The sequence below is a fragment of the Clostridium subterminale genome (assembly GCF_039521425.1).
Taxonomy (GTDB): Bacteria; Bacillota; Clostridia; order Clostridiales; family Clostridiaceae; genus Clostridium_J; species Clostridium_J subterminale.
Window position 1 is genome coordinate 70,267 of record NZ_BAAACI010000007.1, and the last position, 23,608, is coordinate 93,874.

Annotated in this window: 20 protein-coding genes and 5 tRNA genes; 5 read left to right on the top strand and 20 right to left on the bottom strand. The window is 30.5% G+C overall.

Annotated features, from left to right (window positions below; translation table 11 throughout):
* Window positions 1–128: 128 nt before the first annotated feature.
* The 14 genes from ABDZ93_RS14035 to ABDZ93_RS14100 all read right to left on the bottom strand — a co-directional run bounded on the left by ABDZ93_RS14035 (window position 129) and on the right by ABDZ93_RS14100 (window position 11,922).
* A tRNA-Cys gene (locus tag ABDZ93_RS14035) sits at window positions 129–202 on the bottom strand.
* Window positions 203–206: 4 nt separating this feature from the next.
* Window positions 207–281, bottom strand: a tRNA-Gly gene (locus ABDZ93_RS14040).
* 7 nt (window positions 282–288) lie between these two features.
* Window positions 289–364, bottom strand: a tRNA-Phe gene (locus ABDZ93_RS14045).
* A 22-nt stretch (window positions 365–386) separates the two neighbouring features.
* Window positions 387–463, bottom strand: a tRNA-Asp gene (locus tag ABDZ93_RS14050).
* A 3-nt stretch (window positions 464–466) separates the two neighbouring features.
* A tRNA-Val gene (locus tag ABDZ93_RS14055) sits at window positions 467–542 on the bottom strand.
* Between the two features lie 140 nt (window positions 543–682).
* Window positions 683–1,564: an Hsp33 family molecular chaperone HslO gene (gene hslO, locus ABDZ93_RS14060; RefSeq protein ID WP_343827066.1), complete on the bottom strand. Its 882-nt coding sequence runs from the start codon at window positions 1,562–1,564 to the stop codon at window positions 683–685.
* A 4-nt stretch (window positions 1,565–1,568) separates the two neighbouring features.
* A complete protein-coding gene (locus ABDZ93_RS14065; RefSeq protein ID WP_343827067.1) occupies window positions 1,569–2,315 on the bottom strand; it encodes a class I SAM-dependent DNA methyltransferase in 747 nt (248 codons plus the stop codon).
* Between the two features lie 220 nt (window positions 2,316–2,535).
* Entirely contained in the window at window positions 2,536–2,778 is a 243-nt protein-coding gene (locus ABDZ93_RS14070) for an alpha/beta-type small acid-soluble spore protein (protein ID WP_343827068.1), read from the bottom strand.
* A 686-nt stretch (window positions 2,779–3,464) separates the two neighbouring features.
* Window positions 3,465–5,168 (bottom strand): peptide ABC transporter substrate-binding protein, encoded by a 1,704-nt coding sequence (locus tag ABDZ93_RS14075; protein ID WP_343827069.1) that lies wholly within the window; start codon window positions 5,166–5,168, stop codon window positions 3,465–3,467.
* 534 nt (window positions 5,169–5,702) lie between these two features.
* Entirely contained in the window at window positions 5,703–7,388 is a 1,686-nt protein-coding gene (locus ABDZ93_RS14080; protein WP_343827070.1) for a peptide ABC transporter substrate-binding protein, read from the bottom strand.
* 661 nt (window positions 7,389–8,049) lie between these two features.
* A complete protein-coding gene (locus tag ABDZ93_RS14085; protein WP_343827072.1) occupies window positions 8,050–9,018 on the bottom strand; it encodes an ABC transporter ATP-binding protein in 969 nt (322 codons plus the stop codon).
* Window position 9,019: 1 nt separating this feature from the next.
* Complete coding sequence (locus tag ABDZ93_RS14090) at window positions 9,020–10,042, bottom strand: ABC transporter ATP-binding protein (RefSeq protein ID WP_343827073.1); 1,023 nt, start codon at window positions 10,040–10,042, stop codon at window positions 9,020–9,022.
* A gap of 15 nt (window positions 10,043–10,057) precedes the next feature.
* Complete coding sequence (locus tag ABDZ93_RS14095) at window positions 10,058–10,978, bottom strand: ABC transporter permease (protein WP_343827074.1); 921 nt, start codon at window positions 10,976–10,978, stop codon at window positions 10,058–10,060.
* A gap of 11 nt (window positions 10,979–10,989) precedes the next feature.
* A complete protein-coding gene (locus tag ABDZ93_RS14100; RefSeq protein ID WP_343827076.1) occupies window positions 10,990–11,922 on the bottom strand; it encodes an ABC transporter permease in 933 nt (310 codons plus the stop codon).
* Window positions 11,923–12,964: 1,042 nt separating this feature from the next.
* Here ABDZ93_RS14100 and ABDZ93_RS14105 point away from each other — a divergent pair.
* From ABDZ93_RS14105 to dapB, 3 genes are all read left to right on the top strand, one after another.
* Window positions 12,965–13,966 carry an aspartate-semialdehyde dehydrogenase gene (locus tag ABDZ93_RS14105; RefSeq protein WP_343827077.1) on the top strand — a complete coding sequence of 334 codons (1,002 nt, stop codon included), beginning with the start codon at window positions 12,965–12,967 and terminating at the stop codon, window positions 13,964–13,966.
* 174 nt (window positions 13,967–14,140) lie between these two features.
* Window positions 14,141–15,019 carry a 4-hydroxy-tetrahydrodipicolinate synthase gene (gene dapA, locus ABDZ93_RS14110; protein WP_343827078.1) on the top strand — a complete coding sequence of 293 codons (879 nt, stop codon included), beginning with the start codon at window positions 14,141–14,143 and terminating at the stop codon, window positions 15,017–15,019.
* 12 nt (window positions 15,020–15,031) lie between these two features.
* Window positions 15,032–15,781 (top strand): 4-hydroxy-tetrahydrodipicolinate reductase, encoded by a 750-nt coding sequence (dapB, locus tag ABDZ93_RS14115; RefSeq protein ID WP_343827079.1) that lies wholly within the window; start codon window positions 15,032–15,034, stop codon window positions 15,779–15,781.
* Window positions 15,782–15,874: 93 nt separating this feature from the next.
* On the opposite strand, the gene ABDZ93_RS14120 is transcribed toward dapB, so the two are convergent.
* Both ABDZ93_RS14120 and ABDZ93_RS14125 read right to left on the bottom strand, forming a co-directional pair.
* Window positions 15,875–17,023, bottom strand: coding sequence for a pyridoxal phosphate-dependent aminotransferase (locus ABDZ93_RS14120; RefSeq protein ID WP_343827080.1), 1,149 nt, complete (start codon window positions 17,021–17,023; stop codon window positions 15,875–15,877).
* A 19-nt stretch (window positions 17,024–17,042) separates the two neighbouring features.
* Complete coding sequence (locus ABDZ93_RS14125) at window positions 17,043–17,582, bottom strand: cob(I)yrinic acid a,c-diamide adenosyltransferase (RefSeq protein ID WP_343827081.1); 540 nt, start codon at window positions 17,580–17,582, stop codon at window positions 17,043–17,045.
* Between the two features lie 222 nt (window positions 17,583–17,804).
* Here ABDZ93_RS14125 and dapD point away from each other — a divergent pair, with 222 nt between their 5' ends.
* Complete coding sequence (gene dapD / locus ABDZ93_RS14130) at window positions 17,805–18,515, top strand: 2,3,4,5-tetrahydropyridine-2,6-dicarboxylate N-acetyltransferase (protein ID WP_343827082.1); 711 nt, start codon at window positions 17,805–17,807, stop codon at window positions 18,513–18,515.
* A gap of 75 nt (window positions 18,516–18,590) precedes the next feature.
* Here dapD and ABDZ93_RS14135 read toward each other — a convergent pair whose 3' ends face one another.
* Entirely contained in the window at window positions 18,591–19,325 is a 735-nt protein-coding gene (locus ABDZ93_RS14135) for a single-stranded DNA-binding protein (protein WP_343827083.1), read from the bottom strand.
* 234 nt (window positions 19,326–19,559) lie between these two features.
* Window positions 19,560–20,324 (bottom strand): polysaccharide deacetylase family sporulation protein PdaB, encoded by a 765-nt coding sequence (gene pdaB, locus ABDZ93_RS14140; protein ID WP_343827084.1) that lies wholly within the window; start codon window positions 20,322–20,324, stop codon window positions 19,560–19,562.
* Between the two features lie 164 nt (window positions 20,325–20,488).
* Here pdaB and ABDZ93_RS14145 point away from each other — a divergent pair, with 164 nt between their 5' ends.
* Entirely contained in the window at window positions 20,489–21,013 is a 525-nt protein-coding gene (locus ABDZ93_RS14145) for a DUF4364 family protein (RefSeq protein WP_343827085.1), read from the top strand.
* Between the two features lie 49 nt (window positions 21,014–21,062).
* Here the strand turns inward: ABDZ93_RS14145 and ABDZ93_RS14150 are convergent, their stop codons facing one another.
* Both ABDZ93_RS14150 and ABDZ93_RS14155 read right to left on the bottom strand, forming a co-directional pair.
* Entirely contained in the window at window positions 21,063–21,947 is an 885-nt protein-coding gene (locus ABDZ93_RS14150; protein WP_343827086.1) for a YncE family protein, read from the bottom strand.
* Window positions 21,948–22,041: 94 nt separating this feature from the next.
* Entirely contained in the window at window positions 22,042–23,346 is a 1,305-nt protein-coding gene (locus ABDZ93_RS14155) for a bifunctional folylpolyglutamate synthase/dihydrofolate synthase (protein ID WP_343827087.1), read from the bottom strand.
* Window positions 23,347–23,608 lie beyond the last annotated feature (262 nt).

The following is a 23,608-nucleotide window of genomic DNA, read 5'->3' on the forward strand; positions in this document are numbered from 1 at the left end:
ATTTATACTTGCCAAAATTACTAGAATATGAATTTTAAAATACTCAATTATAATGTGTACTGCTCTAAGAAGTATATTTATGTTTATATACAAAAGAAAAAAGCAAGTAATTTAATTACTTGCTTTTTTGGAGGCGCCACCCAGATTTGAACTGGGGATAAAGGCTTTGCAGGCCTCTGCCTTACCACTTGGCTATAGCGCCATATTGGAGCGGAAGACGAGATTCGAACTCGCGACGTTCACCTTGGCAAGGTGACGCTCTACCACTGAGCCACTCCCGCGTAATAATGGTGGCTCGAGCAGGAATCGAACCAGCGACACGAGGATTTTCAGTCCTCTGCTCTACCGACTGAGCTATCGAGCCAGACACAAATTTTAGAATTTATTGGCGACCCAGAAGGGACTCGAACCCTCGACCTCCGGCGTGACAGGCCGGCACTCTAACCAACTGAGCCACTGGGCCATATGGTGGTCGCAACAGGGATCGAACCTGTGACCCCCTGCTTGTAAGGCAGGTGCTCTCCCAGCTGAGCTATGCGACCAAATTTAAATTTGTGACACCACTATTAAAAATAATCTTTGCTAAGCTTAAAAAACCAATGAATTTTCCAAGTCTTAACAAAGACTATTATATTAAATTTTAAGTTTATTGTCAATATAGTTTTTAAAATTTATTATAAAACTAATTAATGTCATCTAATATTTTTTTAATATCTTCTGGTTTAAAATCATAGGCTTTATTACAGAAATGGCATAAGATTTCTTCCGTCTTGCCATCATCATATATTTCTTGCAAATCATTCTTACCAATACTCATTAACACTCTTTCTACTCTTTCTCTTGAACAGTCACATTTATATTCAGGTACTAAGGAATCATATATTTTTAAATCCATATCTTCAAATACAAATTCTAATATTTCTTCTATAGTCATTCCTTTTTCTATCATAGATGTCACTGATGGAATTTCTTCCAATCTATAAGTTATAATATCTGCTAAAAATTCTGATGCACCTGGCATCATTTGAATAATAAATCCTCCAGCAGCTTTTATAGATAAATCTGTATCTACCAATACTCCCAAAGCAACAGCAGATGGTGTTTGCTCCGATACAGTAAAGTAATATGCTATATCATCTCCTACTTCTCCTGTATATATAGGTACTTGACCTACATAAGGTTCTTTAAGTCCCATATCTTTAATTACTTTTAAATATCCATTTTTACCTATGGCGCCACCAACTTCCAATTTACCCTTTTCATTTAAAGGTAAATCTATTTTGGGGTTTCCTATATAACCTTTAACACTTCCATCATTATGAGCAGTAACGGTAATACCTTTCGCCTCTCCTCCACCATCTATTTGAATACTTAAACTGTCAGTATCATTTTTCAGCATAGCTCCCATTAAAACACCACCAGTTAGCATTCTTCCTAGTGCCGCTGATGCTGTTGGCATACATTCATGAGTTTTAGTTGCTTCATTCACTAAGTCAGTTGTAATCGCTGCAATTATTCTTACTTGACCATCCTTTGCTGTAGCTCTAATTAATTTATCTTTCATTCCTCTAACATCCTTTCTTACTCAAAACATAGGTTATTCTTTCCGTATTCTCACCTATAGCAACTTCTTCATAGCAATTAAGTTTTCTTTCTATGACAAGGTCTGCTTCATTTATAAACTTTTCTATCTTACTCTCGCTATAAGCTCTCTCTCTGTGGTGTTCATCAAATCTATGATACACTTGTCCTTCTTTAACAAAAAAAGTTAAATACATATCAACTACATCATCTTGTAATTGATTTTCCCAAATATAGACTACATCTTCCCTGTCATAGTTAAAACTATTATTTCCTAATATATTTTTAATTTTGTACTCCGTATTAATATCAAAAATAAAAATTCCATCATCCTTTAAGTGTTTATTAACTGACATAAAATATAATTGAAGTTTTTCATCCTCAATTATATAGTTAGTAGAATCCAATCCACAGGTTATCAGATCAAACTGCTTTTTAAGGTTAAAGTTACATATATCTTGACACATAACCTTAGCTTTAATTCCCTCAGCCTTTAACTTTTCATCTGCAATAGACAACATATACTCCGATAAATCTATAGCCGCTGTAAATATAAAGTTTCTTCCAATTAACTTAGTAAAATTTCCTGTACCACAAGCTAAATCTAAATAGTCTCTTCTTCCAACTTTATATTCCTTGCAAATATCAATAATTTTTTCTGCCCAACCTCTATAATTGATATCTTCATTAATTAGTTCATCATATATATCAGCAAAATCATTATAACAGTCCATAGGTTCACCATCTTTTCTATATAATCACCTATTTATTTTACCTTACTTTTTTTCTTTTGTCTAAGAAATCTTCCATGATTATGTAACAAATTTCACCTCTATCTAAATAATTGTATATTAAACTACAATTAAATTTCTTCATCAAATTAACACAATTTATCTTAATTTAGACTAACAAACTCTTAACTAAAATAGATTATTATCAATACACTATATAACATTAAAAAAATTCATCATTCCTAGGCATATTTAATCCTTTTTTCTTTTTTGTCATCATTCCTCCAATTCTTCCCGTTTCTTCTGCAGTTAAACCACTCCATCCAAATTCATTTACTTTATCAGCCAGCCCCAATTCTTCTACTATATCATATTTTATCTGCTCTCTTAAAGCTTCTTGTGGAGTTAATTCTTTATTAGCTTTCAATTTAGATTTTATCACTTTCTTTAAAGGAGTCTTACCCATGAACTTCTACCTCCGCATTGTTCAAATATAGTTTTAACATACTAACTATATTTTCTACCATAGGCTTTTTTTTATTCATCTCCTATATAATTTATGTAGCTTTGTTACTCTATACTCCCTTAGGTATCACTAAAAGCATTTTAAATAATTACATATTTTCACTTAAACAAATATATTTACATAAAATGCAAAACTTGAGAAAGCTACAATTAGGGTAGTTAAAAAAGAATCTACTAGAATGATTTATTTAACGGTTCTTTGTATGCAGCTAATGCAAGTTCGAAGTATTGGATTGACAAATTAAATAAAACTGGAGATTTCAAATTAAAAAAGGTTATGATGCTTCACTATGTTATAATTTCTTCAATCAAGAAAATAAGTACTTTAAAAATGCCAAAATAAGAAAAGCTTTTTCAGTAGAACTGCAATAATGCATTAGGCATTAACATAGATATATCTTATGTTGAGTGAGCAATATTCTGTGACAAAACAGATAATACGGATTACGAATTAGCAGAAACCCCAGTCACTGCTGACTATAATGATCCATTAACTTAAATCTTTGGATATTAGGATTTAAAAAAAGTCTATACATAAGGTAGACAATACGCTAGAATTATAAAAATACTCCTTAAAGTATTTACAAATACTTTAAGGAGTATTAAACATTCTAATAATATTTTATATTACTTTCTACCTGAAGTGTAAGTGTATTTTAAATCATAATTTCCACCAAATAATGGAGTACTTAAATTTTTAACATATTTTCTAATATAAGTATTTTTAAATCTCCATGCTTCTGGACTTATAACACCATCTTCATATAATAGTATGCTTTCTGCTTCTTTAAATAATTCAGTTCTTTCTGCAGGATCTACAGATTTTGCTGCTTTCGCTATAACTTCATCATATTTAGGATTTGACCATCCTGTCATTACAACATCAGCTCCTGTTACCCAGAAGTCAAGGAATGTGTTAGGGTCATTGTAGTCACCACCCCATGCCATACCAGCTACTTGGTAATCATAGTTATCAGTTCTCTCTTGGAATTGTGCCCATTCAACATAGTCAACTTCTACATTAATTCCAAGTTGCTCTTGATAAACACTTTGTTGGAACTCAGCATATTCTTTTGATGTTGTATCAGTTCCTGATTGAAGGTATTTAATAGTTACTTTAGATGGATCCTCACCAAGTCCTAATTCTTTCATTCCTTCTATTAATAGAGCCTTTGGATCTGGATTTTCATCTATAAGCTTTTGAATTGGAAGATCTTTAACTTTATCTCTATATTCTTCTCCACCTATTTGTACTTTTGGAGGTACGAAAGATAATGCTGGTTCACCAAGACCTTTTCTTAAAGTCTTAATTTTATTTTCTCTATCTTCAGCTATTATAAATGCTTTTCTTACTTTAGCATTACTAAATAATTTCTCTTTGTGGTTAAAGAAAGTATAGGTAGTTGAACCATCATATCCTCTTCTATTTTCAAATTCACCAGTTGCATCAAGTTTTTCTATCCATTCTGTTTTTACAACTGGACCTACATCTAATGAACCATTGTATAATTCATTCATTTGAGCAGATTCTTCTTTTATTATTTTCATTGTAGCTTTTTCAAGTTTTACATTTTCAGCATCCCAATATTCAGGGTTTTTAGTAAATTCAACCTTATTATTGTGTACCCATTCAGAGATTACAAATGGTCCACAATATACCATTGTATTTGCTTCTGAGCCATATTTATCACCGTGCTCTTTTATTATGTCTTCTCTTTGTGGTTGCATTACTTTAAAATATGTTAAATCTAAGAAATATGCACATGGTGATGCTAATTTAAATTCAACAGTTTTTTCATCTACTGCTTTAATACCTAATTCTTCTGCTTTAACTTTTCCTGCATTAAACTCTGCAGCATTAGCTATAGGATATAGCAAGAATGCATATGGTGATGCAGTATCTTGAGCTAACGTTCTTGTAATACCATAAACAAACTGTTCTGCAGTAACTGGTTGACCATCACTCCATTTTGCATCTCTTAACTTAAATGTCCAAGTTAGCCCATCTTTTGATGTTTCCCAACTTTCAGCCATACCTGCTTCAATTTTATCTTTACCATTTTCATCTTGCACAATTCTAGTTAAAGCCTCTTGGCAGTTAGTAAGTACTTGTGAAGAATATAAATCACTTGATTTTGATTGGTCAATTGTTTTTGGTTCAGCCTTCAAAAATACGTTAAGAAACTGTTCTTTATCCATATCTCCAGAAGCAGCAGTTTCTTCACCTTTACCATTTTCTGCTTTCTTGTCATCCTTACCACAACCTACTAAAGCAACAGACGTTACCATAGATATCGCTAATAAAGAAGCTAATATTTTTTTGCTTTTCATGAATAATCCCCCTTCATTAATCATCAATATGATAGATATAAAGCACATATCCATCTGATTTAAATTTATTATATATTAACATTTTCACTATTGCAATACCCATTATCTGAATATTAACAAGATTACCTCAATTCGACTTATTATCTTATATATTAACAAATATTTAACTAAATAGTAATCTAAATTCTTTTTTTTGGAATAATTATATTATATTTTTTTAAAATAAAATATATTAATGAAATTATTTTTCTTTTTTTATCTAATTATTTTTCTTTTTTCTACTTTTTTCTTGCTAAATCGTGTTTTATTTATATATACATTCGAAATTTGTAATACGAATTTTCCTGATTAAATCCTATAACCACTATAAATATATTAAAACATTTTGGATAACATCAACCTTTTCTCATACTTTATAATGAATTTTCCTATAAATTCATTATATATGTTGTTTTATGGATTATAAAATATTATAACGAAACAAAAGAGTAAAGCATTTTATCAGCTTTACTCTTTTGTTGTTTCATTATAATACTAGTTTCTACCAGTAGTATAAGTATATTTTAGGTCAACTGTTCCAAATAATGGAGCAGCATAGTTTTTAACATACTTTCTTACATAAGTATTTTTAAATCTCCACGCTTCTGGACTTATAGCACCATCTTCATATATTAAAATTCTTTCAGCTTCTTTGAAAAGTTCAGCTCTTTCATTTGGATCATTACTTTTTCCTGCTTTAGCTATAAGTTCATCATACTTAGGGTTTGACCATCCTGTTGGCACAACGTCAGCATTAGATGTCCATATGTCTAGATATGTGTTAGGATCATTATAATCTCCAGTCCAAGCTATACCTGCAACTTGGTAATCTAACTCATCTGTTCTTTGTTGGAATATAGCCCATTCAACGTATTCAACATCTACATTAATTCCAAGCTTGTCTTTATAAACTTGTTGTTGAAACTCAGCATATTCTTTAGCTGTTGAATCAGTACCTGATTGTAAATATTTAATATTTATAGTCGATGGATCATCTCCAAGCCCTAATTCTTTCATTCCTTCTATTAGTAATGCCTTTGGATCTGGATTTTCTTCTATTAATTTTTGAACTGGTAATTCATTTACTTTAGTTCTATACTCTTCTCCACCTATTTGTACAGACTTAGGTACAAATCCTAGAGCAGGCTCACCAAGACCTTTTCTTAAAGTCTTAATTTTATTTTCCCTATCCTCTGCTATTATAAATGCTTTTCTCACTTTAGCATTGCTGAATAGTTTATCTTTATGGTTAAAGAAAGTATATGTAGTTGAACCATCATATCCTTTTATAGCGTCATACTCACCAGTTGCATTAAATTTTTCTATCCACTCTGGTTTAACTACTTTAGCCACATCTAATGAACCATTAAGTAATTCATTCATTCTAGCAGATTCTTCCTTTATTATTTTCATTGTAACTTTATCAAGTTTTACATTTTCAGCATCCCAATATTCAGGGTTTTTGACAAATTCAAATTTATTATTGTGGACCCACTCAGATATCTTAAACGGACCACAATATACCATACTATCAGCCTCTGAACCGTACTTATCACCGTATTTTTTTACTATATCTTCTCTTTGTGGTTGCATTACTTTAAAGTATGTTAAATCAAGGAAGTATGCACATGGTGCTTTTAATGTAAATTCAACAGTTTTTTCATCTACAGCTTTAACACCTAAGTCTTCCGCCTTAGCTTTACCAGAGTTGAATTCTGCAGCATTAGCTATAGGATATAATAGGAAAGCATAAGGTGATGCAGTATCTTGTGCTAACGTTCTTGTAATACCATAAACAAACTGTTCTGCAGTAACTGGTTGACCATCACTCCATTTAGCATCCCTTAACTTAAATGTCCAAGTTAACCCATCTTCTGAAGTTTCCCAACTTTCAGCTATACCTTTTTCAATTTTATCTTTACCATTTTCATCTTGCACAATTCTTGTTAATGATTCTTGGCAGTTTGCAAGGACTTGTGAAGAATATGAATCACTTGATTTAGATTGATCAATTGTTTTTGGTTCAGAATCCAAAAGCATATTTAGATATTGTTCCGCATCTGCTTCTCCATTAGTCGCAGCTCCAGAATTTTTTTCTTCACCCTTACCGCATCCAACTAATGCAACTGATGTTATCATAGATAATGCTAATAACGATGCTAGTATTTTTTTACTTTTCATAAGTAATCCCCCTCAAAATAATATAGTTTAGTTCAAAAATTCTAAATCTTCATTCTAAACTCTGTTCATCTTTGTCGTTAATCTTTGTGTATATTTCTACACATTTCCTCATAACTTTTATTTATTTTTATAATACACCCTTTTAACGACAATGTCAATGTTCGCTTTTCCGACTAAAGACACCTTAATTATAATTTTATTCAATTATACGAATTATCTTCTCTATTCTCGACACAAAATACCTTATTTTTCAACAAAATATTACAAGTATAAGAATTATTATTATTATTATTAACATTGGCATATCTACTTTATCGGGTTTTACATTATTTTTTGTCGTAATTTGTATCTTTTTTAATAAAATAATTGATTGGAGTAGATATATGAATTACTATTTTGATAAAAATTCTTTTTTCTGTATTTTCTTTAAATAGAATTCAACTGAATTTAGTAAATACTTTTCTACTAAATATTCATATATCATCTCCTTTTATATTATTACTAAGCCATAAAACAATTAATATGCCTAATAATAAAACCCAATCATTGAATAAACTTTACATATCTCTTTCTTTTATCATATATAGCAACACCATTTTTCTTACCTTTTTAACAACAAAAAAGATAAGAGTAATAAAATACTCTTATCTTTTTATTTTAATTATAATATATGGCATGCAGCAAAGTGATTTGGCTCAATTTCTCTAAACTCAGGATTCTTTTCACTACATATAGGTTTTGCATATCTACATCTTGGTGCAAATCTACAACCTGGTTTAGGATTTATCGGACTAGGCACTTCTCCTTCTAGAGGTATTCTTGCTTTCTTCTTAGTAGCATCAGGATCAGGAATTGGAATTGCTGATAATAATGCTTGAGTATACGGATGTAAAGGCTTATCATATAAATCTTTACTACTAGCAAGCTCTACCATAGTTCCTAAATACATAACTCCAACTCTATCAGATATATGTTTAACCATTGATAGGTCGTGGGCTATGAATAAATATGTTAACCCTAATTCATTTTGTAATTTTATCAATAAGTTAACAACTTGTGCTTGAATAGACACATCTAGAGCAGAAATAGGTTCATCGCAAACTATGAAGTCTGGTTCTATAGCAAGAGCTCTTGCTATACCTATTCTTTGTCTTTGCCCACCTGAAAATTCATGAGGAAATCTAGATGCGTGTTCCTTATTTAATCCTACTAATTGTAGCAATTCATAAATTCTAGCCTGTCTTTCATCACCTTTGTGAAGATTATGAATATCTATTCCTTCTCCAATAATATCTCCAACAGTCATTCTTGGATTTAGTGATGCATAAGGGTCCTGAAATATGATTTGAGCTCTTCTAGTAAATTCCTTTTTTTGTTTTTTATCATATTTACTAATGTCATCTCCATCAAATAAAATTTCACCACCTGTTGCACCGTAAAGTCCCATTACTGTTCTTCCACAAGTTGTTTTTCCACAGCCTGATTCTCCAACAAGACCTAATGTTTCACCTTTTAATATATTAAAACTAACATCATCTACTGCTTTAAGTGTGGCATTCTTACCAACTTCAAAATACTTCTTAAGATTCTTTACTTCAATTAAAACTTCCTTTTTATTTGTTTCAGCCATCTTATTCACCTCTTCTTAACGCTTCTGGAATTTCAACCTTTGGTGCCATTGGATGTTTTAACCAACATAACACTTGGTGATCATTCTCTACATTAGTAGCTTCCGGCATCTCCTCTAAACATATTTGCATACAATATTCACATCTTGCAGCAAATGGACATCCGATCGGTGGTTTAACTAAGTCTGGTGGAGTACCATTTAAAGCGTAAAGCGTATCCTTATTTTTTGTATCAAGTCTTGGCACCGATTGAAGTAATGCCCAAGTATAAGGATGTTGAGGATTCGCAAATATCTCCTCCACAGTACCTCTTTCAATAACTTGACCTGCATACATTACTTGAATTCTATCTGCAGTGTCTGCAACAACGCCAAGATCATGAGTAATAAGCATAACTGCAGTTCCTAGTTTCTTTTGAAGATCTCCTATAAGATCCATTATTTGTGCTTGTATAGTAACATCTAGAGCAGTAGTCGGCTCGTCTGCAATAAGTATCTTTGGATTACACGCAAGCGCTATAGCTATCATAGCTCTTTGTCTCATACCACCTGAGAATTCGTGTGGATATTGATGAGCTCTCTTATCAGCATTTGGTATATTAACAAGATCAAGCATCTTTATTGCTTCTTTCATTGCTTCTGCTTTATTCATACCTCTATGAATTATTAAACTCTCAGCAATTTGTTTTCCAACCGTCATTGTAGGATTTAATGAAGTCATTGGATCTTGGAATATCATAGATATATCTGACCCTCTTAATTTTCTTAATTCCTTCTCATTCATATCTAAAATATTTTTACCATCAAAAATGATTTTAGAATCTTTCTTAATTTCTGCCGGCATTGGTTCTGGTAATAGTCTCATTATAGCTTTTGATGTAACTGTTTTTCCACAACCTGATTCTCCAACTATAGCTAAAGTTTCACCCTTATCGAGATGAAAATCTACACCTCTTACTGCCTTTACTTCACCAGCATAGGTATGAAATGAAACTTGTAAATTTTCTACATCTAAAATTCTTTCCATTTGCCATTCCCCCCCTTATTGACGTAATTTAGGATCCAGTGCGTCTCTTAAACCATCACCTAATAAATTGAAAGATAACATTGTTAATGAAATCGCTAAGGCAGGGAAAATTAATTGATAAGCATAGAACATTAAATTCTGTTGTCCTGCAGCTGCAAGAGCTCCCCAGCTTGTCATAGGTGATTGAACACCTATTCCTAAGAAACTTAAGAAAGCTTCAGCGAATATAAATCCTGGTATATCAAATGTTATAGCAACAATCATTACACCTAAAGTATTTGGAACTAAGTGTTTTGCTATTACTCTTGATGCGTTTGCTCCTAATGCTTTTGCAGCAAGCACATATTCTTGCTCCTTAATTTGCAAAAGTTGCCCTCTTACAAGTCTAGCCATATAACACCATCCCGTTATGGTCATGGCTATAATAAGTGGTGCCATACCACCTTGATCCATAAGAACTCTGATAAGTATAACTAATACAAGGTATGGAATACTAACTAATATCTCTAATATTCTCATCATGATATCATCAGCAATACCACCAAGATATCCAGATATACCACCATAAATTGTTCCTACAACAGTGTCTACAATAGCTCCAACTATTCCTATAGTGATAGATATTCTACCACCTACCCAAACTCTTGAAAATAAGTCTCTACCTAAACTATCTGTTCCAAACCAATACGTTGAGTTTGGTTTCATATTTAACATATCATTATTTGTAGCTTGATATTCAAATTTACCTATCATAGGTCCTATAATTGTCATTAATGCGATTAATCCTAATAACACTAATGAAACCATAGCTACCTTATTCTTTTTAAGTCTTCTCCATGCATCTTGCCAGTAGGTCATACTAGGTCTAAGTATTCCCTCTGAATCTAGGTTATCACAACCTATAATTTGAAATTTTTCTTTTGAAAATTCTGCCATACTTATCCCTCCTAACGCTTACTGCTTGATACTCTTATTCTTGGGTCAACTAATCCATAGATTATATCAACTAAGAATAATGCAATTATAAATAATGCTGATACGAAAATCGATTGTCCCATTATCATAGTATAATCTCTATCTGTAACTGATGATACGAAATATTGTCCCAACCCAGGTATTGCAAATATACTTTCAACTACGAAAGAACCTGTAAATATGTTAGCAACCTGTGGTCCTAGAAGGGTAATAGCTGGTAATATAGCATTTCTTATAACATGCTTAAATACTAAACTAGTCTTAGAAACCCCTTTAGCCTTAGCTGTTATTATATAGTCTTGTCCAATAACATCAAGACAGTTAGCTCTCATATATCTAGCATAAGTAGCTATAGGCGCAAAACTTAATGCTATGGTAGGTAATATAGTATTTTTAAACTCTCCCCATCCTGTTGTTGGTAACCACCTTAATTCAACTGTAAAGAAATATTGTAGTAATGATGCTACAACAAAGCTTGGTATAGATATACCAACTATAGCTATAAACATTACTAAATAATCTGGCCATTTACCTCTATTAAATGCGGCTATAATACCCAACAGAATACCTAATGTTACTCCCACTATAAGGCCTTGTCCACCGATTTGTGCTGAAATAGGTGCATGTTTCTTAATAGTTTCTGTAACACTTCTTCCAGGGAATGCTAAAGATTCTCCCAAATCTCCCTTTACAGCATTCTTAACGAATAAACTATATTGAGTTAAAAGTGGCTGGTCTAATCCATATTTAGCATAGTAGTTAGCTTTGATCTGCTCTGGAAGCTTTCTTGCTGCCACCGCAAGTGGATCTCCAGGCATAGCATGGATAAGCATAAATGTTATTGATGATGCAATGAATAATGTCAATAACATATATCCAAATCTTTTTAGAGTAAATTTAAACATCGTCATCCCTCCATTTTAAGTAAAAATATGCAATAAAATCCCCATCTACTGCATTTCCCCCAACATTAACCTTTTTCTACCTTAAGCACAATGAGACATTATTAGAAATTACACTTCACCTATAGACTCCCATAAATGAAATGTAAATATTTAATGCACCCTTAAGTTTATTAATGATATCGTATACAAAGCTATTTGTTTTATAATATTTGTATTTAATATACTAAAAACTTTGGCACTCATTATTTCTTTTTTTGCCCCAAATCAACTTTTAAACTGCAATGCATTATTTTCCCTTACTAACACCTCCCACACTATTAATAAAACTAGTAAGGCTTCATTCCTTTAACATTACTAAAACACACTTAAGATGCTATTATAAAATCAGTAAAAACGATTTATTTAAATAGTTAGTTCCTTTGAAATATTTTGACAATTGCCACAATATCAAAGCCGCTTACTTTTTAAAAACAGCAATAAGGAATTATATAACTGTGCTTCAATCATTCATACATATTTCATATGTAATATGTGGACATGGGTTTTAGTAGTTGTAATTGTTAAAAGTATGAAAATAAAAATAATAATAAATTCATTTTTTATAATATTAACACAGGTTTCTGTAGGTGTCAAACTATTTTAATACATAATTTGTTCTTAAGATTACAAATTGTAACAAAATATTAGATAATATATTAAATTCATATAATTTGCACCCCTATATATCTTCATATTTTTACACAATTAACCATATGCATCTTTTTATTTAAAATATTATCTGTGAATTTTTAAAGTTATTCTTTGATATTTAAAATCTTATTAAATATCAAAGAATAACTTTATACTCCCAAAAACTCTTTAACATTATAGTTTCATAAATATTATTTAAATATATTCTATTTATCCCTTAACTTACCATGGCATCTTTATTCTGTACTTACCCTATAATAAAATTTTATATATAAATTTAATAAAGTTATATAACTTTACCTCTTTAAGTTATATAATGTATTATAAATATAACTTAAATGAGGTGGTATTTTTGAAATACAATGTTGCTATAGTCGGTGCTACCGGAATGGTTGGAAGACAATTTATAAATATTTTAGCTGAAAGAAATTTTCCAATTGAAAACCTATATCTTTTCTCATCTGCTAGATCTGCAGGAAGTACTATACACTTTAACGGAAAAGCTATATTAGTAGAAGAACTAAAAAAAGAAAATATAATTAATAAAAAAATTCATTTAGCCCTTTTTTCAGCTGGTGGAGATGTTAGCTTGGAGTTTGCGCCTATCTTCGCAGACCACGGTACTGTGGTTATTGATAATAGTAGTGCATGGAGAATGGATCCTAACGTTCCCCTAGTAGTTCCTGAGGTTAATTGTGAAGATATTAAATGGCATAATGGTATTATTGCTAACCCTAACTGTTCTACTATTCAAGCAATGGTTGCTCTTAAACCTCTTGATGTAAAATATGGAATAAAAAGAGTTGTATACTCAACTTATCAAGCTGTATCAGGTGCTGGAGTTCAAGGATTTAATGATCTAAAGGATGGAGTATCTAAGGTTCCTCCTAAGAAATTTCAATATCCTATAGCCTATAATGTAATACCTCAAATTGATGTGTTCCTAGATAATGGTTATACAAAGGAAGAAATGAAGATGATAGATGAAACTCATAAAATTCTTCATAATGACCAAATCAAGGTTACTGCTACAACAGTGAGGGTACCTGTATTCCATGGTCATAGTGAAAGCATTAACGTAGAATTAGAAAATGATTTTCAGTTGGATGATATTTTCAACTTATTTAAAACTTTACCTGGTATTACTGTAATGGATGATATAAAAAATAATATTTATCCTATGCCTATAGATATAGAAGGTCAGGATGATGTTTATATCGGAAGAATTAGACGTGATTTTAGTGTTGATAATGGTGTTAACCTTTGGGTTGTAGCTGATAATATCAGAAAAGGTGCTGCTCTTAACGCAGTTCAAATTGCAGAAGTTTTTATAAAAGAAGATTTAATAAAATAAAATTTAATATTATATAATTCAAAACTTCTATCATATAATAAATATATATAACAATAATTTTATGTTATAGTTCAGTAGTTTAATTCTTTTCAATAGCTTGAAAGGGATTAAATTTACAGTTATATCAACTTACTATAATGATATTAAAAATATAATGATTTAAGAGGTGTATATATGAGTATTTTTAAAGGTTCTGGTGTTGCAATTGTAACTCCATTCAACAAAAACGGCGTAGACTTTCCTAAATTAAAAGAATTATTAGAATGGCAAATTGAAAATGGAACTGATGCTATCATAGTATGTGGTACAACAGGAGAAGCATCTACTATGACAGAATATGAGAGAAAAGAAACTATAAAATTCACTGTAGATACAGTTAATAAAAGAATCCCAGTTATAGCTGGTACTGGTAGTAACAATACCATGGCTTCAGTAGAAATGAGTAAATTCGCTGAGTCAGTTGGAGTAGATGGACTTTTAGTAATTAATCCTTACTATAATAAAACTTCTGCTAAGGGTTTAATTGCTCATTTTAAAACCATCTCTGAAGCTGTTAAAACTCCTATAGTGGTATATAATGTACCATCTAGAACTGGTATGAACATTTCACCAAAGGCTCTTCATGCGCTTTGTCAACTAGAAAATATTGTTGCAGTAAAGGAAGCTAGTGGAAATATAAGCCAAATTGCAGAAATAAAATATCTTTGTGGAGATAAGTTAGATATATACTCTGGAAATGATAATGAAATTCTACCTACCCTTGCTATAGGTGGACTTGGAATAATATCAGTTATTGCAAATATTGTACCTAAAGATGTTCATGATATATGTGAATTATTCTTTAATGGGCAAATAAAAGCAGCTCAAGAGTTATTCTTAAAAACTATCCCTTTAACTAATGCATGTTTCTGTGAAACAAATCCTATTCCTATAAAAACTTCCTTAAATCTTATGGGTAGAAATGTAGGAGACTTAAGACTTCCATTAGTTGATATGGATGATAAAAATTTAGAGACTTTGAAAGATGCTCTAAAAAATTACCACTTAATATAAAGGAGACTATACATGATAAAAATTTTATTAGTTGGATGTAACGGAAAAATGGGTCATATGATTTCGAAGGTAGCTTCTAATTCTGACATATTAAAAATTCAAGCTGGAGTAGATATGAATACAGATACTAATTTCCATTACTCTATTTATGATTCCATAGATAAAGTAATGGAAGAGATAGATGTAATTTTAGACTTCTCGAGGCCTTCAAGTTTAGATTCTATATCAAAATATGCTTTAACTCACTCACTACCAGTGGTGTTTTGTACTACAGGGTATACAGCAGAGCAAATATCTCATATTAAGGATTTACAAAATTCAATCCCCGTGTTCTTCTCTGCTAATATGTCTATAGGAATTAATATAGTAAATAATTTATTAAAATCTATTAGTAATAAACTTTATAAGGATTTTGATATTGAGATAATAGAAAAACATCACAATCAAAAGGTAGATGCTCCAAGTGGTACCGCACTACTTCTTGCAAATACTATAAAGGACTCCATAGATGAGGAAACAAATTTTAACTATGGTAGAGAAGGAATTTCTAAAAGAGAACACAAAGAAATAGGAATTCATGCTATTCGTGGTGGTAATATTATAGGTGAACATGAAATTATATTTGCTGGTATGGGTGAAGTAATTGAAATTAAACACTCCGCTATTTCAAGAGAAGTATTTGCCGTGGGAGCTCTAAAGGCTTGTGAATATGTTCATAGCAAACCAAAAGGCTTATATTCTATGGATGATGTAGTTAAATAGCAAATCAATTTAGTACAAATAAAAAGTGTTATGAAAATATAGATTTCATAACACTTTTTTATTTACCAGTTAATTATTTTTTATATCCTAATCTTAATTGAACGCAATCTCATTTAGCCACTTTTCCATGAAATCTAAAGCTAATTTCAAATCTTCCATGCTGTAACAATAGGAAATTCTTATATATCCTTCTCCACCTTTTCCAAATGCAGTTCCTGGTACCACAGCTACTTTAGTATCTTTAAGTAGTTTTTCGCAAAACTCTTCACTATTAAATCCAAACTTTTTTATCGATGGAAATATATAAAAGGCTCCTTCTGGTCTTATAACCTCAAGTCCCATAGAAATAAGTCTATCATATACATAGTCTCTTCTTAATTTTAAATTCTCTTTTATATAATCTATATGATACATAGACTTTTTAAGTCCTTCTAAAGCTCCATATTGACCAATAGATGGGGCACAAGACACATTGTATTGATGAACTTTTATTATGTTCTTTAATATCCATTCTGGAGCACATACATAACCTATTCTCATTCCTGTCATGGAAAACATCTTTGAAAATCCACCTATAAGTACTAGTTTATTTTTTAGTTCTTTATACTGCGATATGGAATTAAACTCGTCAAATACAATGGAGCTATAGATTTCATCACTTATAATTAATATATCTTTATCTCTTAATATATTGAATAGCTCATCACATTGTTCTTTGGTCATAAGTCTACCTGTAGGATTTGATGGGTGAGATACTACCATCACCTTCGGGCATTCTTGCTCTACAACCCTCTTCAATTCCTCCATATCTATAGATAGATCTTCCTTAAGATTATAATTTATAACCTCTCCGCCAAGGATTTTAACACAATTTTCATAGGCAGGATATGCAATAGTCGGTATTAGAACTTTATCTCCATGATTTAATATTCCAGTAAAAGTTGATAATAACCCTTCACTTCCTCCTACTGTTACGCATATTTCTTCCTTAAAAAAATTTATATTTAAAGACTTCAGATATTTTGAAATCTCTTCTCTCAACTCTTCAATTCCAGCATTAGGAGTATAGGTAGTTTTATCTTCATCTATGGATCTTTTTATAGCCTCTTTTATTTCCACAGGTATTTTAAAATCCGGTTCACCTAGAGTTAGTGATATAGCTCCTTCTATCTTAACAACCTTATTATAAAATTTTCTTATACCTGATATTTCTATATTGTCTATATTACTTGATAATATCATAATTTATACCTTATATTCCTTAGAATTCTATTCCTTTTCTTGCTGGAACACCTTCATTAAAGTAGTGCTTAAGATCTTTCATTTCAGTAACTAAGTTAGCTCTTTTCATTATTGACTCTGGCACATTTCTACCTGTCATTATAAGTTCTACATCATCTGGTTTTTTATCTATTAGTTCTATTAATTGTTCTTCTGTAATTAGCCCATTAGATAAAGTTCCCATAATCTCATCCATTATTAATATATCGCAGTTTCCTTCTTCTAATTGCTTTATACAGAACTTATATGCTTCTTGAATATCCTCTTTTAGCTCTAACTTTTCTTGATCATTTAATGTCCAGAAAAATCCTCTAGGTCTTTCAAATCTATGAATAGTAAAATATGGAGCCATAAGTTTAGCTGACTCTAATTCTCCTGTTACTCCACTTTTTAAAAACTGAACCATACATACTCTAAATTTGTTTCCTGCCGCTCTGGTTGCAAGACCTACCGCTGCTGTAGTTTTTCCTTTTCCATTTCCAGTATATATTTGAATATATCCTTTGTTTAAGTTTCCCATATATTTACCTCCTAGGACTATATTTTAACTTTATTATATCATTTGCAAATAAAATATTCCATTATATATGATTTTTATGATATAACTATAGATATAACTATATTAGCAAATTAAATATACTAAGTATTATATTCAAAAATATCTTATTTATTTATAATTAATGTAGGATTTTAGGATAATATATAAATGAATATATATTACTTGTCGAAAGGAGTTAGAAGTATGGAATATAATTTTACTGATCCATATGAAATTGCTAGATTTATAAAGGAGTCAAAGAAATCAACCCCCGTTAAAGCTTATGTTAAAGGCGATCTAAAGGATTGTAGCTTTGAAAATGTAGACTGTTTTGGTGAAGGCAGCTTCTATGTTTTATTTGGTGATAGTACTGATATAAATAAGTTTTTAGAAGTAAATAAAGACAAAATACATAACTACAGACTTGAATCTGATAGAAGAAATTCAGCTATCCCTATGCTAGATACAAGAAGTATAAATGCTAGAATTGAGCCAGGCGCAATAATTCGTGATAGAGTTTCTATTGGAAATAATGCTGTTATTATGATGGGTGCTGTTATCAATATAGGGGCTGAAATTGGCGATGAAACTATGGTAGATATGAATGCTGTTGTAGGTGCTAGAGGAAAGCTTGGTAAAGGGGTACACCTCGGAGCTGGTGCAGTGGTTGCTGGAGTTTTAGAACCACCAAGTAAGTCTCCATGTGAAATTGGTGACCATGTACTGATAGGTGCTAATGCAGTAATCTTAGAAGGTGTTAAAATAGGAAACCATTCAGTAGTTGCCGCTGGTTCTATAGTTACAATGGATGTACCTGAAAATGTAGTTGTAGCTGGATCTCCAGCTAAAATAATTAAACATGTAGACGATAAGACTAAGAGTAAAACTGAGATCTTAGCTGATTTAAGAAAGTAATAAATTAAAAAAATGGAAAATTTAAAGCTATCATGAAGCTTTTCTTCATGATAGCTTTTTAGTTAATTTATCTTACTAAATAACTTCTTTCTCTTCATTATCATTTAAATTTGTTTCTTGTATAGCATTACTTTCATCTGTAGAAGCATCATTGTCCACTTTACCTATAACAGTTATGTTATCTCTATTTTCATCAGTAACTCTTTCCATTTTAGAGATTGAAACTTCATAGGCAATCTTTTTAACTACTTCTGTGTCTGAAACTTTCTTTTGATATTCCCTACTTTGCAATCTTCCCCAGATTCTGATGTTATCCCCTACTTCTAAACTCTTACAAAATCTAGAGTTTCTTCCCCAAGCGATAGTAGGAATGTAATCTGATTTATTGTACAATCTATTAACAGCTAATAACATATCTGCTATTTCCCTACCAAATGGTGTTGTTCTGTAAACGGGTGCCTTGCAAATATATCCATCTAAGAAAATTTGATTTGGATTTTTTCCTCTTTCTTCAAGTTGGCGAATATCTCTTGCAAATACAGTTAATATAAGTCTATTTGCACCATCTACAAACTTGTTATATGATCTAAGCTGTCCATCTACTACAAGCTCACTTCCAATACTTACATCTATTCCTGCAATTAATCTTTCTGATACTGTAATCACTAATATGTCTGAAGTATCACTAAGTCTTGAAACCTCAAATTCAAAATTGTAAAATCCCTCACCATACATTTCATGGCTAAACTCTAAATCTGAGATAACTTTTCCCTCTAAGTAAATTTTGTTATTAAAAATATTATTATCCATGGTAACCCCTCTTTCCCTTGGTTTTTTAGTAAAATTTACTATAATTTATATTCTTAATAAATAAAAATATACCTATTTATAGTAAAAATCATATATTTTTCTTATAGTTCTATTTACATTACCCCCGTGAATTAATTATAGAATAATTGTCTAAATTTTACAACATGTAATTTTCAAAAATTCACATTTTTTAATTATTTAATTACAGATAATTGTAATATGCTATATATTTAATCAATTTTCATTTAGTATTTGCTTTCCAGTATGATCTAGATAATAATTATTACTATATATTAAATTAGATACTGTAACAAATTCATAACCCATAGCTTGATATTTTTCAATTATTTTTGGTAAATTACCCGTGGTATATTTTCCATCATTATGAAATAGCAATATAGATCCTTCCCTTGCCTTTGATACTATTCTTTCATACTCTATATCTGCTCCATTTGCCTTCCAATCAACACTATCAACATCCCACTGTATAGCCTTCACCCCTGTACTTTCTATAGCCTCTACTGAAGTGTCATTATATGCTCCTGAAGGAAATCTAAATGTTTTAGGTGATTCTCCAGTCAAACTTAATATTTTAGCGTTAGCTATTTCAAAATCCTTTATTACATTTTCCTTTGTCATATTTGTATAATCAGGATGTTTATTAGAATGATTCCCAATTTCATGACCTCTCTTATAAATTTCTTTTACTTTGTCAGGATAATCATCACACCATAATCCAATAACATAAAATGTAACTTTTACATTATATTTATCGAGAATATCTAGTATTTCATTAGTTTTATCATCCCCCCAATTAACATCAAAGGTTATAGCCATCTTCTTTTCTTTTGTATCCACTGAATAAATAGGTATCTTTCTATCTGATGGTACAAAGGTCTCCTTATAAAATATACGTCCCATAACACTTATGCACGCTACTAACATTAATAATGCTAAATAAGTTGTTATTTTTATTTTAATTCTATTAGGTGTTCCCATATTTCTCCTTTACTTATAATCTTACTTTCTATAAAATTATATTCAGAATCAGTTATTATATGCTATACTATATCATGTAAACTTAATTCATATTCAATAAATATGTGTTATAATTTAATATAATAAATATGTATAAATGTACATGGTTTAAAGGAGGTTACTTTATGTTTGATAATTCTTTGAACTTGGCAGAAAACAAGCTTCTACTGTTGCATATAATAGATAAAGTTGATTTACCTATCTCAAACATACAACTTACAGAAATTGTCCTTGAAAATAATTTTATAAATTATTTTACACTGCAAGAATATATAGATGATTTAATTTCATCTCAACTAATAAATAAAGTTAACTATAAGGATAAGGATAGATTAGTAATATCTAATAAAGGTAAAGAAGTTCTATCTTTATTCAAAAATAGATTATCTAAGGATAGTTTAAGTAAATTAGATTCTTATATAGATGGAAAAATGAATCTAATAAAAAAAGAGGCTACTATTTCAGCTGATTACACCATTGAAAATTCCAATAGTTATGTTGTTAGCTTAGGTGCTTCTGAAAATAATATTCCACTTATGGAAATTAAGGTAACAGTAGCATCAAATAAACAAGCCAGAGAGTTATGTTCCAAATGGAAAGCTAACCCCTCTGACTTATACACTAAGATTATTAAAGTTTTAACTGAGTAATTTTTATTAAGAGTCTTATAAATCTATTCTTTATATTTTCTTAAATATTTTAATCTATAATCATCCCTGTAGGCTGACCCTTTAATGGGATGATTAATTTTTCCTGATTATCATCTTTATTAATCCTCATTATCAAATCATTATAGCTATCCCCTACATAAATATACCTTTCATCGCAAATTATTCCTCTAGGCATACCACCAATTCTTATACTCTTTACATTTGTAAAATTTATAATATCAATAATGGATATAGTTCCATCGCCATAATTAGATACATAGCAATACTTTTCATCGCAATACATATCAAAAGGACAATTTCCCACTGATAATCTATGTATTACTTTATGATTTTTACTTGATATAACACTTACACATCCCTTATCCAAGCTACCTGCACTACTTTCACATACAAGAATATAATCCCCATTTACGGTAAATAATGCTTTTGTTGGTGCTTGACCTACCTTTATATTTTTAATATCACTGCCATACAATGAATCAAACACAGTGATTGTATCATCTCCATTATTGGCTACAACTATTTCATTGCTGTGATTACAACAGTCAATACTATGTGGAGAATCTCCACAAGGAATAATCTCTATTATTTCCTTCTTGTTTAAATCAAAAGTTACTACATTATTTGAGTCTCCGCAAATAATATATAAATGATTTCCTAATGAGCAAATATCTCTACAGTTTCTTCCTAAATAATAACTATAGGATTTTAAGTTCTTCAAATCAACTATAGATACTGAACCATCATAACAATTTGAAGTGAATAATAGATCCCCCTGTATGCATAATCCATGAGGACCTACTCTATTTTCATTAACTCCTGCTAACTTTATAACATCTTCTAATGCAAACTTCTCTATACCCACTTTGTTAATGCTATCTTGAGTTGTATTACAAATATATAAGTACCTCATTGGAATCCCTCCTCACATTATACTATGAAGGAACCTTCCATTATGATACGAAAAAATTTGTTACAACTTTAATATATTTTTACCATGTTTTAAATTAATTATGATTTCTTATTATCTTTCTCATATCTCCCACCATATAAAGGGAGCCAGATATAACTAGTAAAGTATCTTCATCACAATAAGAAAGAGCCTTACTGTAAGCTTCTTCGTAATCCATAATAGCTTCACATTCTCTATTGCAAAGATTAATCTTCTCTTTTAAATCTTCACATAGCTCAGCTCTCTCACTATGAGGAGTTACAGCTATAATTTTTTCAGCTTTAGGACATATTATATTTATCATTTCATCTACTTGTTTATCTGCTAAAATCCCTATTATTAATATTAGCTTTTTATAATTAAAATAAATTTCTATACTTTCAGCTAACTTCTTTATACCATCAATGTTATGAGCACCATCAATTACTACTAAAGGATTTCTTTTCATTATTTCTAATCTACCTGGCCATTTAACTTGAGATAAGCCGCTTATTATACTTTCCTTTGTAATATTAACTCCAAGATCTATTAGAGCTTCACAACTATTTATAACAACATTACAATTTTGAACTTGATAGGTTCCTAAAAGTGATAATTTAACATCATAACTGTCTTTTTCTGTTATAACATTTAATTTTTGAACCACAGTATTATCCTTACAATCTCCAACTTTAACTAAAGACGCATTTTCCATTTTTACCTTTATAAGTGGCGAATTTTTTTCTTTACAAATGTTCTCTATGACTTTAATCACTTTATCTTCCTGTGGATATAAAACTACTGGAATATTACTTTTTATGATTCCACCCTTTTCAAAAGCAATCTCTTCTAAGGTATTTCCTAAAATATTCATATGATCATAGCTTATAGAGCCAATTATAGATAAGATTGGAGTTATAACATTAGTAGAGTCTAGTCTTCCTCCAAGACCTACTTCTACAACAACAAAATCAGCTTTCATTTTATAAAAATATAAAAATCCTGCACAGGTTATTATCTCAAACTCAGTAGGATTACCATAACCTAAAGTAGTTACTTCTTCAACGGCTCTAGAGATATCTGTAACTATACTCGCTAAGTCTTCCTTCGGAATATTATTATTATTTATTTGTATACGCTCTTCAAACTCTTCTATGTAAGGAGATATATAGCATCCTACTTTATACCCACTATGTATTAATATCTTGGTAATCATTGCTGTGGTTGAGCCTTTACCATTAGTGCCTGCCACATGGATAGTTTTAATTTTCTTATGTGGATCTCCAAGGAGTTCTAGTATCTTTTCTGTTCTTTCTAACCCTAGTTTACTTCCGAACTTAGCCGTATCTTTTATATAGTTAATAGCTTCAGTATAATTCATAATAAGCCTCCTGAATTCTAATTTCTCATAACCTATTTTACATCATTACATATCCATACTCAACTATGCCATACTAATAATTCTCAATATATTACAACTTATTCTAATTTTCTTATTTCTTATGACTATAGCTTATTTACTCAGTTAAAAGTTAAGGATTAATATTCAAGCATTATATTGGTTAGTTAAGGTTATTTAAAAAGGATATCTACAAAGCATAAAACTATAAATATATAGTCTATATGCTTTTAGATATCCTTAT